Here is a 12511-nt window from a genome sequence, read left to right on the forward strand (position 1 = left end):
TCTCGGGTGTTCAGGTTAGCCGATTTGCCTGCCGGCGACAGCCCGAAAGTTCAAGGCCTTCGTGACGCCAGCAGCGCGGCCGCGGCGGATGCCGCGCCGAACAGGCAGGTGCCGCTCCAGCCCCACACCGCATAGGCAAGTCCTGCGAGACCTGAGCCGCAGGCACCGCCGAGAATCATCGTCGCGCGTGCCGGCAGGCGATTTGATTGTCGTTACGATTGATAAGCGAGGCAGATGGCGCCGAGCGCGACTACGGCGCAGGCGCCTACACGGCGGGGCGTCAGCGTCTCGCCAAGAAACAGCCGGCCGATGAAGGCCGCGAAGACGACGCTGGTCTCGCGAATCGCGGTGATCGGGCCGGCCGGCCCGAGCGCGAAGGCCGCCACCACGACGCCATAGGCGAGAAGCGCGAACAGGCCGCCGCCCAGTGCCTTCCAGGTTTCCGGCGCCCGCGGGTCGACAGCAAGCCGGCCGCGGCAAGCAACGAAGGTCGCCGGCAGCAACGCACCATAGGCCAGCAGCACCCAGGCCGTGTAGGCGCCGACATTGCCCGCCGCACGGACGCCGATCGCATCGACCGTCGCATAGGCGGCGATGATTGCTCCCGTTGCCAGCGCGTAGAGGATCGATATCGTGGCGGCCCTTCCGCGTCCAAGCGACAGACCCATGATGCCGCCACCGACCAGGGCAACGCCGACGGTCTCCAGAACGGTGAGCTGCTGGCCGGCGAGCAGGAAGCCGCCAAGGGTGACGAGCAGAGGCACGCTGCCGCGAACAATCGGATAGACCTGTCCCAATTCGCCATATCTGTAGGCAGCCACCAGGAACACACTGTAGCCGACCTGCAGGCAGGCCGAGAGGGCGACATAGAGCCAGGCCGATGTGGCTGGAAAACCGTTGAAGATGGCCAGCGGAACGGCCAGCGCCGTGCTGGAGAAGCTCATGACGGTGACGGTCCACAACCTGTCGGCGCCGGTTCGCAGGAAAGCGTTCCAGCTCGCGTGCAGGATCGCCGCGAAGAGCGCGAGCCCGATGACCAGCGGGCTCATTGCTTCCTGCGCGAGGCGGCGACGACGTCCAGGGCGGTCTTGCGGGCTTCACGCAAGGCGGTGTCCGTCTGCCCCATCTGCGCCATCAGGGTGGCGCCTTCGATCAGCATCAAAAGCGTCGCTGCCACGTTCTCGGCCCGGCCGCGCGGCAGCACCTCCGACAGGATCGACCGCATGCGCTGCCTCAAGCCATTCTTCTGCCTGGCGACAGCCTCGAACACCGGGTGACCGGGATCGCCGAACTCGGCCAGCGCATGCGCGAACAGACAGCCGTGGAAATCCGGGCTGCGGAACCAGCGCCCATGCCAGTCGAATATCTCTGCGATCTTCTGCTCCGGCGTGATGCTCTTCTGGGCAAGCTGGTTGAGCTGATCGTCAAAACGCCTGGCGCGATAGTCGAGCACGGCGACGATCAGCTCGTCCTTGCTGGGGAAATGCCGGTACATCGTCATCTTGGCCACGTCGGCCTCGGCGATGATCCGGTCGATGCCGGTGGCATGGAAGCCGGCGCGCTTGAACAGCGCATAGGCGGTTTCGACAACATGCTGGCGTTTGTCGGAGACAGGCGACAGTGTCATGATGCGCACCATGTGATGAGACAGGTCTGTCTCATACTCATGTGACGAATCTCACTTTCTGTCAACACGGCACAAAAAACGCCTGCGGCTGATCGAGCCGCAGGCGCCAAAGCAGTCGGGAATGGAAGGCTGCGTCTAGCGCAGGACGCGGCAGCGGCCGTTATAGACCATCCAGCGGTCGAAGCCCGAGACGCAGAACTCGACATTGTCGCCGATCGAGGCGAAGCCCTGGCCTTCCTCGATCAGGTACCAGATGGTGCGGTCGCGTCCGTCGGAGAGACTGACGGTGGCGCCGCAATAGCGGCGGCCGATCGGCCAGGTGTCGTTGGCCGGCAGATAGCGATGCTGGTGGATGCGCCGGAAATCGGTGATCTGCACATCAGGCAGATGCGGCACGTGATGCACCTGATGGGAGAAGCGGCTGGTGATCTTGCTCAGCACCCAGGGCTGGCCGCAGACGCCGCCATCGTCATCGGAATAGACGGCAAGGTCGGCCGCCTGCGCCGCCTGGGTGATACCGAGAGGCGCGGCAAGCGGGGTGCAGAGCGAAATCAGGGCGGCAAGTGCGGATTTGGCGAAGCGAGTCATGGCAGCCTCTCAAGGTCGATTGCACGCACTGTGCGGATTCGCTCGGCGGCGGTCAAGCGGTTGCCGAAACAATGGTTTCCAGAACAAGACTAGACGGTTGCCGCAAGCAGCAATCCGCCAATAACGGCGAAATTGACCAGAAAGGCGGATCGCGACGTTTGCCGTTCCAGGCCCTCACAGGCCCAGAACCGCAGCAGGAGCATGTTCGCCGCCAGCGTAAACACGACCAGTGCGCCGGCGGCGAAAGGCACCGCAATGCCCATAGCAAGCAAGGAGCCGGCGACGATCTCCAACGCCGAACCCGCGGCGAGCAGGAAGGCCGGGGCCGGAAAGTGCCGGCCGGCCAGATACTCGGTCATTGCCTTGAACTTCACGAAATGTTCGACGCCGGCCCATACAAACACGCCGCCGATCAGAAGCGCGCCCAGCGCCTGAACCGTTTGAGCGAACATGCCAACCTCCTGCCAGATGCCTGCCAGGGTTCAGTCCTCGGGAAGAAAGGCAGGGTTGAAGACGACTTCCCAGAGATGGTCATCCGGATCCTGAAAATAGCCGGCATAGCCACCCCAGAACGTGTCCTGGGCGGGCTTGACGGCGCGCGCGCCGGCGCTGATGGCCTGCGCCATCACGGCATCGACCTCGGCCTTGCTCGTGACATTGTGACCGATGGTGAATTCGGTCGGGCTGCGGCCGGTTTGAGCGACGCCGGCGTCATGGGCGATGTTGGGGCGTTCGAAGATCGCGAACTTCAAGCCGTTCCGCAGATCGAAGAAGGCGACAGCACCGTGCTCGAACTCCTTGCCGATGATGCCTTCGGTCGGAAACCCCAGTCCGTTTCGGTAGAATTCGAGCGACGCCTCCAGATTATCGACACCAAGCGTGATGACACTGATGCGAGCTTTCATTTTGGTTTCTCCTTTCTATATTCTGGGCTTGAATGGTATCGGTGACCTCGGCGCCGATGTGGCCGCGATGACACCGAAAAGCTTCGTGCAGGTTTGCCATGGCGAGAGCGGCCCGCATTGAAGATTTCGGCCAAAATGGCCCCGGACCCGAATGGCGAGCGAACGAGAAGACCAAGGGCCGAGCAGACTGACGAAAGCTTAAGGGATGGAAGCTGTACTGGCGCAGACCACCGGCTTTTTCCAGGAACGCCCCGCAGACAGGCGGCTGGCTGCCACTTTCGCGTCCGTCTGGGTTCACCGCATGCGGGACCGGGACGCTCCACCTGTCTTGATAACGCCGGACGCCACGATCGACCTGCAGTGGATCGACGGCCGGTTCCGGATCGCGGGACCGGACCGGGAGCCGCAGATCGAGACACTGCCGTCAGGAGCAACGATTGTCGGATTGAGATTCCGGCCAGGGGCGGCCGCCGGCTGGCTAGGCGTGCCGGCCAACCGGATCTTGGGAGAGCGCCTCGACCTCGGTGACCTCTGGGGTGTGCGGGCGCGCCATCTGGCAGGCAACGTCCGCGCCACGCCCGATCTCGCGAGCATGGTGGGACAATTGGAGAAGGCAATCGGCGCGTACACGCAAAACCAGCATGCGCCCGATACGGTCATGGGCTTTGCCTTTGACGTCATCGACCGGGGTCTGCCAGCCGACAAGCCGCTGGTGCCGTTCCTGCTGCGCACCTTGCATATGAGCGAGCGGACGCTGCGTCGCCGTTTCGAAGAGAGTTTCGGCTACGGCCCAAAGACGCTCGACCGCATCCTGCGCTTTCATCGCTACCGGCGCTTGAGGCAAACGTCAGGCGGCGCTTCAACCGCGGTGCTGGCGGTCGAAGCCGGCTATTCGGATCAGGCTCATCTGATACGCGAGAGCAGGCGATTGTCCGGCGTCACGCCATCTGCGCTCGCAGACGCCTCTTCGAGACGATAGCAGCGCCGCCCGACGAGGCCGAAGCCGAGGCCGCCTACTCTCCCGCCAGCCATTCCAGCGACCAGTGCGCCGGCTTTTCCACGGCGAGCAGTTTGTGCAGGGTCGGCAGCACGGTTCGCAATTCGCCTTCCAGCGTGAAGGGCGGGTTGACCACCACCATGCCGCTGCCATCGAGGCTGGGTTCCAAAGAGGCCGGCCTGATCTCGAATTCTATGTCGAGGATTTTCGGGATGCCGGATTGCTTCAGTGCCTTCCTGAAGGCGATCACCGCCTTGCGGTCCTTGATCGGATACCACAGCGCATAGATGCCGCCGGGCCAGCGCTTATGTGCCCTTATGAGGCCGTCGACGAGGCGGCCGAACTCGCCCTCCTCCTCGAAGGGCGGATCGATGAGCACCAGGCCGCGCTTCTCCTTCGGCGGCAGATGCGCTCCGAGCGCCAGCCAGCCATCGAGTTCCATCACCCGCACCTGGAAGTCGCCGACGAATTCCGCCTTCAGCTTGGCGGCGTCTTTCGGGTGCAATTCGATCGCCGACAACCGGTCCTGCTTGCGCAGGAGATGGCGCGCGAGCAGCGGCGAGCCCGGATATTTCTTCACACCGTCCCCGGGATTGAGCGACCGCACCGCGTCCAGATAGGGCGCCAGCAGCGCGCCCGCCCTGGTATCGAACGACGCATCGATCAGCCTGCCGATGCCGCCCAGCCACTCGCCGGTCTTCTGTGCCTCGACCGAGGACAGATCGTAGCGGCCAATGCCGGCATGGGTGTCGACGACGCGAAATGCCTTGTCCTTCTGCTTGAGATATTCAAGCAGAAGCGTCAGCACGACGTGCTTGACGACATCGGCGAAATTTCCGGCGTGGTACGCGTGGCGGTAATTCATGATCTGCTGCCGTTACGCATGTCGTTGCCCCAAAACCGCTGCACATTTTTGGGCGACATGCGTCAACCCCTGCCCCAGCGCGGTGGCGGCGGCTGCGAGTTCGGATTGTCCGGCCGGCCGCCACCCGAACGCCGGGACAGCAGGAAGCCGATCAAGCCGACCGCCATCAGGGCGAAGCCGATCGGCCGCGCACGCCCGTCGGTTTCGCCGACACCGGAGCGCAAGATGAGATCGACCGCTCGCATCGGGATGTCCTCGGCGTCGCCCGGACCGACAGTGAAGACATAGGGACCGGAATTGACACTTGCGATGACGCCTGCGTCGTCGCGAAAGATCTTGTCGGGCAGCTGCGGGCTGGCCTGGCGCGGATTGTCGACATGGTTGAACTGCAACGTCGAGGCAAGCACCGTGCGGCCATTGGTGGCGGCGGTCAGCGTCAACACAGTGCGCTGCTGCGAGACGATGCGTTCGGCCCTCGCGGTGAGGTCGACCAGGACGCGGACCGGGGCGTCGCGGCTTGAGAGCGACACGGTCAACGGCTTGAAGCGGCCTTGCTCATAGACCCGCCAGGTGCCGATCTCGCGGCCGGAAAAATTGGTCATCGCCCAGGGATAGATGAAGCCGATGCCGGTGCCGGCAAGCAGGATCAGGACAAACAGAAAGCGCATTCAGACACTCACCTCGTATTCACACCTTGCCGGACAACTGGCCGGCGCCGACACCGTCGCGCAGGCGTTCCATCTCGTCCAGCAGCATGTCGAGGCCAAGCTCGAATGTCTTGTCGAATTCGGCGGTACCGAAAAAGCGCCCGGCGGCCATGACGTTGGGAAAATCCCGGGCCAGTTGCTCGTCGCTGACCGTGTTTACCGCCGACGGACCTTTGGCATAGCCCGCATTCTCATCCAGCACGGCACCCATCAGATAGTAGCCGACGGCGCGAAACAGCCGCGCGCTGAGTTCAGTGTCGAAACCGCCATCCCTGAACAGGCTCAGAATGCCGTTCAGCCAGGCAAGGCAGATCGGCGAGTTCATCCGGTAAGTGACAAAGAAGGTGGCATAAGCGGGATGGTCGCGGCCGATACGGCGAAAATCCTCGATGGCGATGCGCATTCTTTGCCGCCACGGAAGGCCGGCGTCGGGCATTTCAAGAGCACCGACCAGCCGGTCGACCAGCGCTTCGTGCAAATGCGCCACCGAAGGAAAATGGTGGTAGATGCTCATCGCCTCGCAGCCGAGCGCCGCCGCCAGCTTGCGCATCGAAAAGCCGGCGAGTCCCTCCTTCTCGATCACCTCGAAGGCCGCGTCCTCGATCATTTCGCGCGACAGGCGCCCGCGCATTCGCTTTTTTTTGATTGATGTGTCCATTGCGCCGCTTGACAACTTACACTGTAAGGTTCATTTTCCACATCACCTTACATCGTAAGGCTAACAAAGACCAGAGGAGAATGTCATGTCTAATTATCGCATTCTTTCATCCGTGCTTTCGTCGATACACCACGGTTGCCTGCTCGCCGCCACCGGCTGTGCGCTGGCCCTGGTCGCGGCACCTGCCTATGCCGACGACTATGATGCAACGCTAAAGGATATCCAGTCGACCATGGGCGGCGTACCGAGTTTTGTGAAGCAGTTTCCGAAGGCCGGTCTGCCCGGCGCCTGGGCCGAGGTCAAGGCCATCGAGCTCAGCGACAAGACGGCACTGCCGCCAAAGGTCAAGTCGCTGATCTCGCTTGCAGTGGCGGCGCAGATTCCGTGCAACTATTGCATCTGGTCGGATACGCAGGACGCCAAGCGCGCCGGCGCCACCGACGAGGAGATTCAGGAAGCCGTGGCGATGGCCGCGCTGACCCGCCATTGGAGCACCATCTTCAACGGCATGCAGGTCGATTTCGACACATTCAAGAAGGAGATGGGCGGGCAGTAGGCTATTCGGCCTGGAAGCGGTCGACCGCTTCCAGGTCGATCCATGCCCAACCGACAAAAGGACAATGCGACCGTTTTGTCGTGCCCCGCCAGGGGATGGCCCGCGGATGCGGACCATCCCCTGGCTCAGGCATTTTACGACCGGTTTTGCCGAGGTGCCGCTGCTTGCATACGCGATCGCGCAATGGACGGCGCTCTCTACCTATGCGCTCAATGCCATTGTGGAAATCATCGATGTTTCGGCATCGAATGGACGCTGGCGCCTTTCCCGACCAAAATGACCGTTGATCCCCGCCATGCGAATGAGAGGCCTTATGCACAAAGGCTTTGAGCAGTTCTATGGAACAAAATCGCGGTCCAAATCCGCCGTGATGCAGCGGTTTTCCATTCAGTTTTTGGCTCTCGGCTTTCTCTTGGCTATAAATGGCTGCGATGCCTCCGATTTTCGTAGAGAAATACTGGCAAAGTATTCACATCCCGACGTTTATGTTTGTAGCCCAAGCGGCTTTGGCCAGCAGTCTCATTGTGAACTGAAAATTTGACATCTGCGGGGATCGCCCAGGTCTGTTCTTCATGAGTATATTTCCTCGGACGCAGACCGATACGCGCGATGGAGTGGCGGCGTCGGCATATCAGCCCCGGCATTGTATCAGCCGCCAATCCAAACCATTGACTTGCAACGAGTATCTCCCCGAGCGCTTACGGTCCGACGTTGCGAAGCCGAGCCCAGCTGAGGGTTAACCATCCGCAAAATGTTATAGTTAAGAAAATACTAATTTAGTTGACTATGGTCTCCGCAGGTATATTTTTGATGCGTTGGGATGTGCAATTTGGGCGAGCAATCGACGATGATGGCACTGTACGTGTGATCGCGATTTTGGGGCGTGGAGACGGGTGAGCGGCAGCACTTAAAGCGTGCGGCGCCGACTTGGCGAGCCCAGAGGACAATTAGCGCACATCAATGAACAGCGAATCCGCTGATGCGGAGGGTTTGTCACGTTCTGAAGGCGTCGCCGGGCTGTCGTCCCGGCGCGGCGATAGCGTGCGGGTTGCGTAGGGGAAAAGCATGAGCAAGGTCTTCAAGGTTCTGAAGCTGGGATCCGGGATCGGTCAAAGGGAGCCGCACCAAAAACGACGTCGCGCCCTGGTTGCCGGGGGCGCAGGCTTCCTGGGGTCGCATCTGTGTGAACGCCTGTTGCGGGACGGATATGACGTCGTCGCGCTGGATAATTTCCACACCGGCAAGAGATACAATCTCAACACCCTTCTGCGCGATCCCAGATTCACCTGCATCGAGCACGACATCGTCGATCCGCTGCCGGCCGGCCTTGAGGTCGACGAGATCTACAATCTCGCCTGCCCGGCCTCTCCGCCGCACTACCAGGCTGATCCGATCCATACGTTCAAGACAAGCGTGCTCGGTTCTCTGAACCTTCTGGAACTCGCGCGCCGGAGCAATGCCAAGATATTCCAGGCCTCGACTTCGGAGGTATATGGCGACCCGTTCGTGCACCCACAGCCCGAGAGCTATTTCGGCAACGTCAACACGCATGGACCACGGTCCTGCTATGATGAAGGCAAGCGTTCGGCCGAAACCCTGTTCTTCGACTATTCGAGGACATATGGGCTCGACATCCGCGTTGCCCGCATTTTCAACACTTACGGCCGCCGCATGCAGCCCGATGACGGGCGCGTGGTCTCGAACTTCATCGTCCAGGCGTTGCGCGGCGAAGACCTGACGGTCTATGGCAGCGGCCTGCAAACCCGCTCCTTCTGCTACGCCGACGATCTCATCGAGGGTTTCATCCGGCTGATGAATGCGCCGCATGCGCCCGCCCATCCGGTCAATCTCGGCAACCCCGGTGAATTCACCATCATGGAACTCGCGACGCTGGTCGTCGGCTACACCAACTCCAGATCGAAGATCGTGCACCGACCGCTGCCGATCGACGATCCAAGGCAGCGCAAACCGGATATTTCCTTCGCCAGGGACAATCTCGGTTGGGAGCCGAGGATCAACCTGGCCCAGGGGCTCGCCCATACCGTCGACTATTTCGACACCCTGCTCTACGGCAGCCGGATGATCACCGGGGCCGCGGCTTCATGAGCCGACCGGCGATCCTGGTGACAGGTGGGGCGGGCTTCATCGGCAGTCACACCTGCAAGCTGCTGGCCGCCGCCGGCTATCTGCCCGTGGCTTTCGACAATCTTTGCCGCGGCAACCGGAAATCCGTCGCCTGGGGTCCGCTTGTCGTCGGCGATATCCGGGATCGGGATGCGTTGCGGGCGGCGATCGGGACGTACAGGCCGACATCGGTCATCCACTTCGCCGCGCTGGCCTATGTCGGGGAATCCGTTCAAGAGCCGGCCGACTATTATTCGACCAACGTGACCGGAACCATTGCCGTGCTCGACGCGGCACGTGCGCACGCCATCGACAACATCATCTTCTCCAGCAGTTGCGCTACCTACGGTGTGCCGGAGGCGCTGCCCGTTCGCGAGACCTCCTTGCAAAATCCAATCAGCCCTTACGGGCGCACCAAGCTGATGGGAGAGCAGATCATCGGCGACTATGCGTCCGCCTATGGGATGAAATTTGCGATCCTGCGCTATTTCAACGCCTGCGGCGCCGATCCCGACGGCGAGCTCGGCGAGTGGCATTCACCCGAAACGCATCTGGTTCCCAGAGTGCTGATGGCGGCGTCCGGCATCATCGACGCGATCGAGGTCTTCGGCACGGACTATGACACGCCGGACGGCACCTGCGTGCGCGACTATATCCACGTCAGCGACCTGGCCAGTGCCCATCTGAAAGCGCTCCAGCACCTCGAGGGCGGCGGACAAAGCCTGGCGGTCAACCTTGGCACAGGGCGCGGCGTATCCATCAGGGAGATCATACAGGCGGTCGGCCGGATAACCTCAAGACCGGTTCCGGCCGTCTTCAAAAACCGGCGCCCGGGAGATCCGGCAGAGCTCTATGCCGATCCGGGCAAGGCGCGCGCGCATCTTGGCTTTGTGCCGCAGCTTTCCGACATCGACACGATCGTCAAGACGGCGGCCCCGTTCTTCGGATTGCGGACAAAACCGGCGGACCTGCCGCCAAGCAAGGCTGCAGCATCCCTCGCTGCTGGCTAGATCAGAGATAGCGCGGGTGGCAACTGGCGCGCTGACCAAATCCGCTGGGGCTGCAGATATAGGGCGAATTGCCCGGAAACGACCCACCAATGACAGGGTTGTAAGCGATCTTCGCGGGTCCCGGCGGGCCGATTTTGATCGGCTGTGGTGATACGAAAGCGTAGTCAATTTCGGTCGACCCTGTCGTGCTCGTCATCAGAAGCTCAGGCTCGACTCTAAGCGAATGAACCGCGGTCATGGCGTAGAGCGGCAGGACCGCGGGTTTGCTGCGGACCGGATGAACCACAGGCTTGAAAGCGACCGCATCGGTTTTTGTCGCATCCAGGGCCTGGCAACCCGAGATCATCGCCACGGCCGCAACAATGCGTAGACTATATATGCCTGGACGAAATGCGCCCATTGCGGAATTGCTCATCACGTATCCCCTCTTATCAAGCCAAGGGCGAGGTGCGGCACTCTATGCTGTCGTTGCCTTCACGCCGCTGAGTAGCCACCTGCCACTTAGGAATCACGCCGAGTATTAGACAATGCTTATTAAACAACCCGTGCGATTGGGCGCAACCTCTCGCCGTTTTATAGGATTAAATGCAATTCATCGAAGAGTGCGCCAGCAACTCCGGTCGGACCCCACCCTCACCCTTCACGATAAGTGATTCGTAAGTTCCCGGACAGGCTCCCACCAGGCAGCCTGCCGTCGAACCAGAGACCGGTTTGACGGTCTGCCCAACCTGCCACAATGGGACGGAGCAGGATCGCGAAAATCGCCGGCCGCGACAAACTTTCATTCCGGCCACGCCGCAAGGCATCACCGGCTCAGTATGGCTGAAACATGACCTAATTCTTGGAATCGATCAGCTTGCGGGTCTCTTCGAACTGCGCGCCCTTAATGTCGCCCACTTCGAATTTCCGGTATTCATCGGAAAGGTCCTCGGGGGTTCGTTTGAAACTGTACCAGTCCCCGTCCGGATCCTTGCGCTGCTCAATGGCCCCGCCCCTGACGCGGTGGCTATAGCAGATCCGCTGCTGCTTGCCCTTGTAGCTCTTGGATCGCCAGGCGGCGTCCATGCACATCTTGCCGTCCTTCGTCACCAGCCACCTGCCCTCGGCGACAGAGGCTGAATCCTGCCCCGAAGTCCAGGCCCGGAAGGGGCGGCCGGTCTGTCCAAAATAGGCCGCTCCATCTTTCCACAGCCACGTGCGGTCGGTGTAGAGACGCTGCAGCTCGAAAGCCGTCGGCACGGTGGCGGCGGCTTCCGCGGGCTTGGCGTTCTTTTCGTTGGCCGCTTGAGCCGCTCCGGAAAGCGCCAACTGACCACAAACGACCAGCAGGGGCACAAGCCAGGCGTGTCTGGCAGACTGGCCGCCTTCCCGCTCACGACTTATGCAAGGCCAAGGCAATCCGGTCGAAACTGTCAGCGCAATCAGCAGTCGCATTTCGGTTTTTCGTACCCCGATCCAGCATAACGCCGACACGACCATGACTCAGAACACCCCGCCCGGAGCGTTCTCTCCATCGACACAACGCTGGATTTCCCAGGTCGCGCGGTCAGCAGTTGGCTTGCGAGCATTAACAGTCGGGCAAAGACCGATGTCAATCTTTTGCGCCGTGGCGAGGTGGCCAAGGTTCGAGGGATCGGCAAGCTCCGGTAAACCAGACCCGCCCGAGACTTCGACGTCAGGCCACGAGAGCCGATCGAAGACGCTTGTCGATTGGTATCGGCGCGAATGGAAATCCGGGCGCAGGAGGTGCTGGCGCGACCCGTGCCGCCTGACCTCTCACGCCCGGATTCCGGCCCCCAACTCAACTCTTGTTAGCGCGCGCGGCAAGTCGCGCGCTGGCCAAATCCGCTTGGACCGCAGATCCACGGCGAATGGCCCAGGAGCGGGCCGGCGCTACCCAGCCTGTAAGAAACCTTCACCGGCGCCGGCGTGACGATCCTGGCCGGCTGCGGCCGGACGAAGGCGGCGTAGGCCGTTTCAGTCGTGCGCGTCACACTGGTCATCTGCATGAGGCGCTTGTGGTGGAACACGCGAACCTGCTTCTTGCCGACGGTGTGAATTTTCTTGGCGGATGCATGCACCATGGGCGTGCCAGCGAGTGAGCCGGTCGTGGTCGCGTCCATGCTCTGGCAACCGGAAACGATCGAGATCAGTGCAATGGCGGCTATAGACCAGGCATTTTTTCTGCCCTTGGCAGCCAAATCCCTCATCAACTTGTTCATCACCTATCCCCTGCCGAGAAATGCAAGTCGATTGGACGCGGAGATATTTTTCTTTGGTGTCTTCCACGCCGCGTGAACAGCCAATCGCCATTCACATCATGTTCGAATATTAGAGGATACTTATTAAAATTCGCGCAAACGGCATGGTCAGTGCCGCCTTTCAGCGCTCGATCGGATATTATTAAAATTTGATCTTATTTGCTCGTGCCTGAAGCCGATCATGTCACCGGCCGGCAATCGAAGCCATCCATC

The 12511-nt window shown here is 61.4% G+C and carries 16 protein-coding genes; 5 read left to right on the plus strand and 11 right to left on the minus strand.

Annotated elements, in window-relative coordinates; translation table 11 throughout:
- Positions 1-212: 212 nt before the first annotated feature.
- From JG747_RS25480 to JG747_RS25500, 5 genes are all read right to left on the minus strand, one after another.
- Positions 213-1049 (minus strand): DMT family transporter, encoded by an 837-nt coding sequence (locus JG747_RS25480; protein WP_202360293.1) that lies wholly within the window; start codon positions 1047-1049, stop codon positions 213-215.
- The gene (locus JG747_RS25485; RefSeq protein ID WP_202360294.1) at positions 1046-1627 is read right to left on the minus strand and encodes a TetR/AcrR family transcriptional regulator; all 582 of its coding nucleotides are present in this window, start codon (positions 1625-1627) and stop codon (positions 1046-1048) included. Before JG747_RS25485 ends, JG747_RS25480 begins: the two co-directional genes overlap by 4 nt.
- Before the next feature lie 135 nt (positions 1628-1762).
- Positions 1763-2215: a hypothetical protein gene (locus JG747_RS25490; RefSeq protein ID WP_019857300.1), complete on the minus strand. Its 453-nt coding sequence runs from the start codon at positions 2213-2215 to the stop codon at positions 1763-1765.
- Between the two features lie 89 nt (positions 2216-2304).
- Positions 2305-2667, minus strand: a complete 363-nt coding sequence (locus JG747_RS25495) for a DoxX family protein (protein WP_019857299.1) — start codon at positions 2665-2667, stop codon at positions 2305-2307.
- A gap of 30 nt (positions 2668-2697) precedes the next feature.
- A complete protein-coding gene (locus tag JG747_RS25500) occupies positions 2698-3120 on the minus strand; it encodes a VOC family protein (protein ID WP_019857298.1) in 423 nt (140 codons plus the stop codon).
- A 205-nt stretch (positions 3121-3325) separates the two neighbouring features.
- Here JG747_RS25500 and JG747_RS25505 point away from each other — a divergent pair, with 205 nt between their 5' ends.
- Complete coding sequence (locus tag JG747_RS25505) at positions 3326-4099, plus strand: AraC family transcriptional regulator (protein ID WP_202360295.1); 774 nt, start codon at positions 3326-3328, stop codon at positions 4097-4099.
- Positions 4100-4133: 34 nt separating this feature from the next.
- Here JG747_RS25505 and JG747_RS25510 read toward each other — a convergent pair whose 3' ends face one another.
- From JG747_RS25510 to JG747_RS25520, 3 genes are all read right to left on the minus strand, one after another.
- Complete coding sequence (locus JG747_RS25510; protein ID WP_202360296.1) at positions 4134-4982, minus strand: 23S rRNA (adenine(2030)-N(6))-methyltransferase RlmJ; 849 nt, start codon at positions 4980-4982, stop codon at positions 4134-4136.
- A 62-nt stretch (positions 4983-5044) separates the two neighbouring features.
- Entirely contained in the window at positions 5045-5650 is a 606-nt protein-coding gene (locus JG747_RS25515; protein ID WP_038645766.1) for a hypothetical protein, read from the minus strand.
- A gap of 19 nt (positions 5651-5669) precedes the next feature.
- Positions 5670-6320: a TetR/AcrR family transcriptional regulator gene (locus tag JG747_RS25520; RefSeq protein ID WP_223217755.1), complete on the minus strand. Its 651-nt coding sequence runs from the start codon at positions 6318-6320 to the stop codon at positions 5670-5672.
- A 112-nt stretch (positions 6321-6432) separates the two neighbouring features.
- On the opposite strand from JG747_RS25520, the gene JG747_RS25525 reads away from it, so the two are divergent.
- The 4 genes from JG747_RS25525 to galE all read left to right on the plus strand — a co-directional run bounded on the left by JG747_RS25525 (position 6433) and on the right by galE (position 10037).
- Positions 6433-6903 (plus strand): carboxymuconolactone decarboxylase family protein, encoded by a 471-nt coding sequence (locus JG747_RS25525; RefSeq protein WP_064984947.1) that lies wholly within the window; start codon positions 6433-6435, stop codon positions 6901-6903.
- A 106-nt stretch (positions 6904-7009) separates the two neighbouring features.
- Positions 7010-7183 carry a hypothetical protein gene (locus JG747_RS25530; RefSeq protein ID WP_019857289.1) on the plus strand — a complete coding sequence of 58 codons (174 nt, stop codon included), beginning with the start codon at positions 7010-7012 and terminating at the stop codon, positions 7181-7183.
- Positions 7184-7968: 785 nt separating this feature from the next.
- Entirely contained in the window at positions 7969-9009 is a 1041-nt protein-coding gene (locus tag JG747_RS25535) for a UDP-glucuronic acid decarboxylase family protein (RefSeq protein ID WP_019857288.1), read from the plus strand.
- Positions 9006-10037 (plus strand): UDP-glucose 4-epimerase GalE, encoded by a 1032-nt coding sequence (gene galE / locus JG747_RS25540; protein ID WP_202360297.1) that lies wholly within the window; start codon positions 9006-9008, stop codon positions 10035-10037. The genes JG747_RS25535 and galE overlap by 4 nt, the downstream gene beginning before the upstream one ends.
- Before the next feature lies 1 nt (position 10038).
- On the opposite strand, the gene JG747_RS25545 is transcribed toward galE, so the two are convergent.
- The 3 genes from JG747_RS25545 to JG747_RS25555 form a co-directional block, all read right to left on the minus strand.
- Positions 10039-10452 carry a hypothetical protein gene (locus JG747_RS25545; protein ID WP_244748220.1) on the minus strand — a complete coding sequence of 138 codons (414 nt, stop codon included), beginning with the start codon at positions 10450-10452 and terminating at the stop codon, positions 10039-10041.
- A gap of 419 nt (positions 10453-10871) precedes the next feature.
- The gene (locus tag JG747_RS25550) at positions 10872-11516 is read right to left on the minus strand and encodes a DUF995 domain-containing protein (protein ID WP_244748221.1); all 645 of its coding nucleotides are present in this window, start codon (positions 11514-11516) and stop codon (positions 10872-10874) included.
- Between the two features lie 332 nt (positions 11517-11848).
- On the minus strand, positions 11849-12259 hold the full coding sequence (locus JG747_RS25555; RefSeq protein WP_223217757.1) for a hypothetical protein: 411 nt from the start codon (positions 12257-12259) through the stop codon (positions 11849-11851).
- Positions 12260-12511: the final 252 nt, after the last annotated feature.

The organism is Mesorhizobium sp. 131-3-5, from assembly GCF_016756575.1.
Taxonomy (GTDB): domain Bacteria; phylum Pseudomonadota; class Alphaproteobacteria; order Rhizobiales; family Rhizobiaceae; genus Mesorhizobium; species Mesorhizobium jarvisii.

What these genes read in the sequence shown, in the direction of transcription:
- JG747_RS25480 (WP_202360293.1), bottom strand. Translation starts at nt 1,049, where the DNA reads ATGAGCCCGCTGGTCATCGGGCTCGCGCTCTTCGCGGCGATCCTGCAC.
- JG747_RS25485 (WP_202360294.1), bottom strand. Translation starts at nt 1,627, where the DNA reads ATGACACTGTCGCCTGTCTCCGACAAACGCCAGCATGTTGTCGAAACC.
- JG747_RS25490 (WP_019857300.1), bottom strand. Translation starts at nt 2,215, where the DNA reads ATGACTCGCTTCGCCAAATCCGCACTTGCCGCCCTGATTTCGCTCTGC.
- JG747_RS25495 (WP_019857299.1), bottom strand. Translation starts at nt 2,667, where the DNA reads ATGTTCGCTCAAACGGTTCAGGCGCTGGGCGCGCTTCTGATCGGCGGC.
- JG747_RS25500 (WP_019857298.1), bottom strand. Translation starts at nt 3,120, where the DNA reads ATGAAAGCTCGCATCAGTGTCATCACGCTTGGTGTCGATAATCTGGAG.
- JG747_RS25505 (WP_202360295.1), top strand. Translation starts at nt 3,326, where the DNA reads ATGGAAGCTGTACTGGCGCAGACCACCGGCTTTTTCCAGGAACGCCCC.
- JG747_RS25510 (WP_202360296.1), bottom strand. Translation starts at nt 4,982, where the DNA reads ATGAATTACCGCCACGCGTACCACGCCGGAAATTTCGCCGATGTCGTC.
- JG747_RS25515 (WP_038645766.1), bottom strand. Translation starts at nt 5,650, where the DNA reads ATGCGCTTTCTGTTTGTCCTGATCCTGCTTGCCGGCACCGGCATCGGC.
- JG747_RS25520 (WP_223217755.1), bottom strand. Translation starts at nt 6,320, where the DNA reads ATGCGCGGGCGCCTGTCGCGCGAAATGATCGAGGACGCGGCCTTCGAG.
- JG747_RS25525 (WP_064984947.1), top strand. Translation starts at nt 6,433, where the DNA reads ATGTCTAATTATCGCATTCTTTCATCCGTGCTTTCGTCGATACACCAC.
- JG747_RS25530 (WP_019857289.1), top strand. Translation starts at nt 7,010, where the DNA reads ATGCGGACCATCCCCTGGCTCAGGCATTTTACGACCGGTTTTGCCGAG.
- JG747_RS25535 (WP_019857288.1), top strand. Translation starts at nt 7,969, where the DNA reads ATGAGCAAGGTCTTCAAGGTTCTGAAGCTGGGATCCGGGATCGGTCAA.
- galE (WP_202360297.1), top strand. Translation starts at nt 9,006, where the DNA reads ATGAGCCGACCGGCGATCCTGGTGACAGGTGGGGCGGGCTTCATCGGC.
- JG747_RS25545 (WP_244748220.1), bottom strand. Translation starts at nt 10,452, where the DNA reads ATGAGCAATTCCGCAATGGGCGCATTTCGTCCAGGCATATATAGTCTA.
- JG747_RS25550 (WP_244748221.1), bottom strand. Translation starts at nt 11,516, where the DNA reads ATGGTCGTGTCGGCGTTATGCTGGATCGGGGTACGAAAAACCGAAATG.
- JG747_RS25555 (WP_223217757.1), bottom strand. Translation starts at nt 12,259, where the DNA reads ATGAACAAGTTGATGAGGGATTTGGCTGCCAAGGGCAGAAAAAATGCC.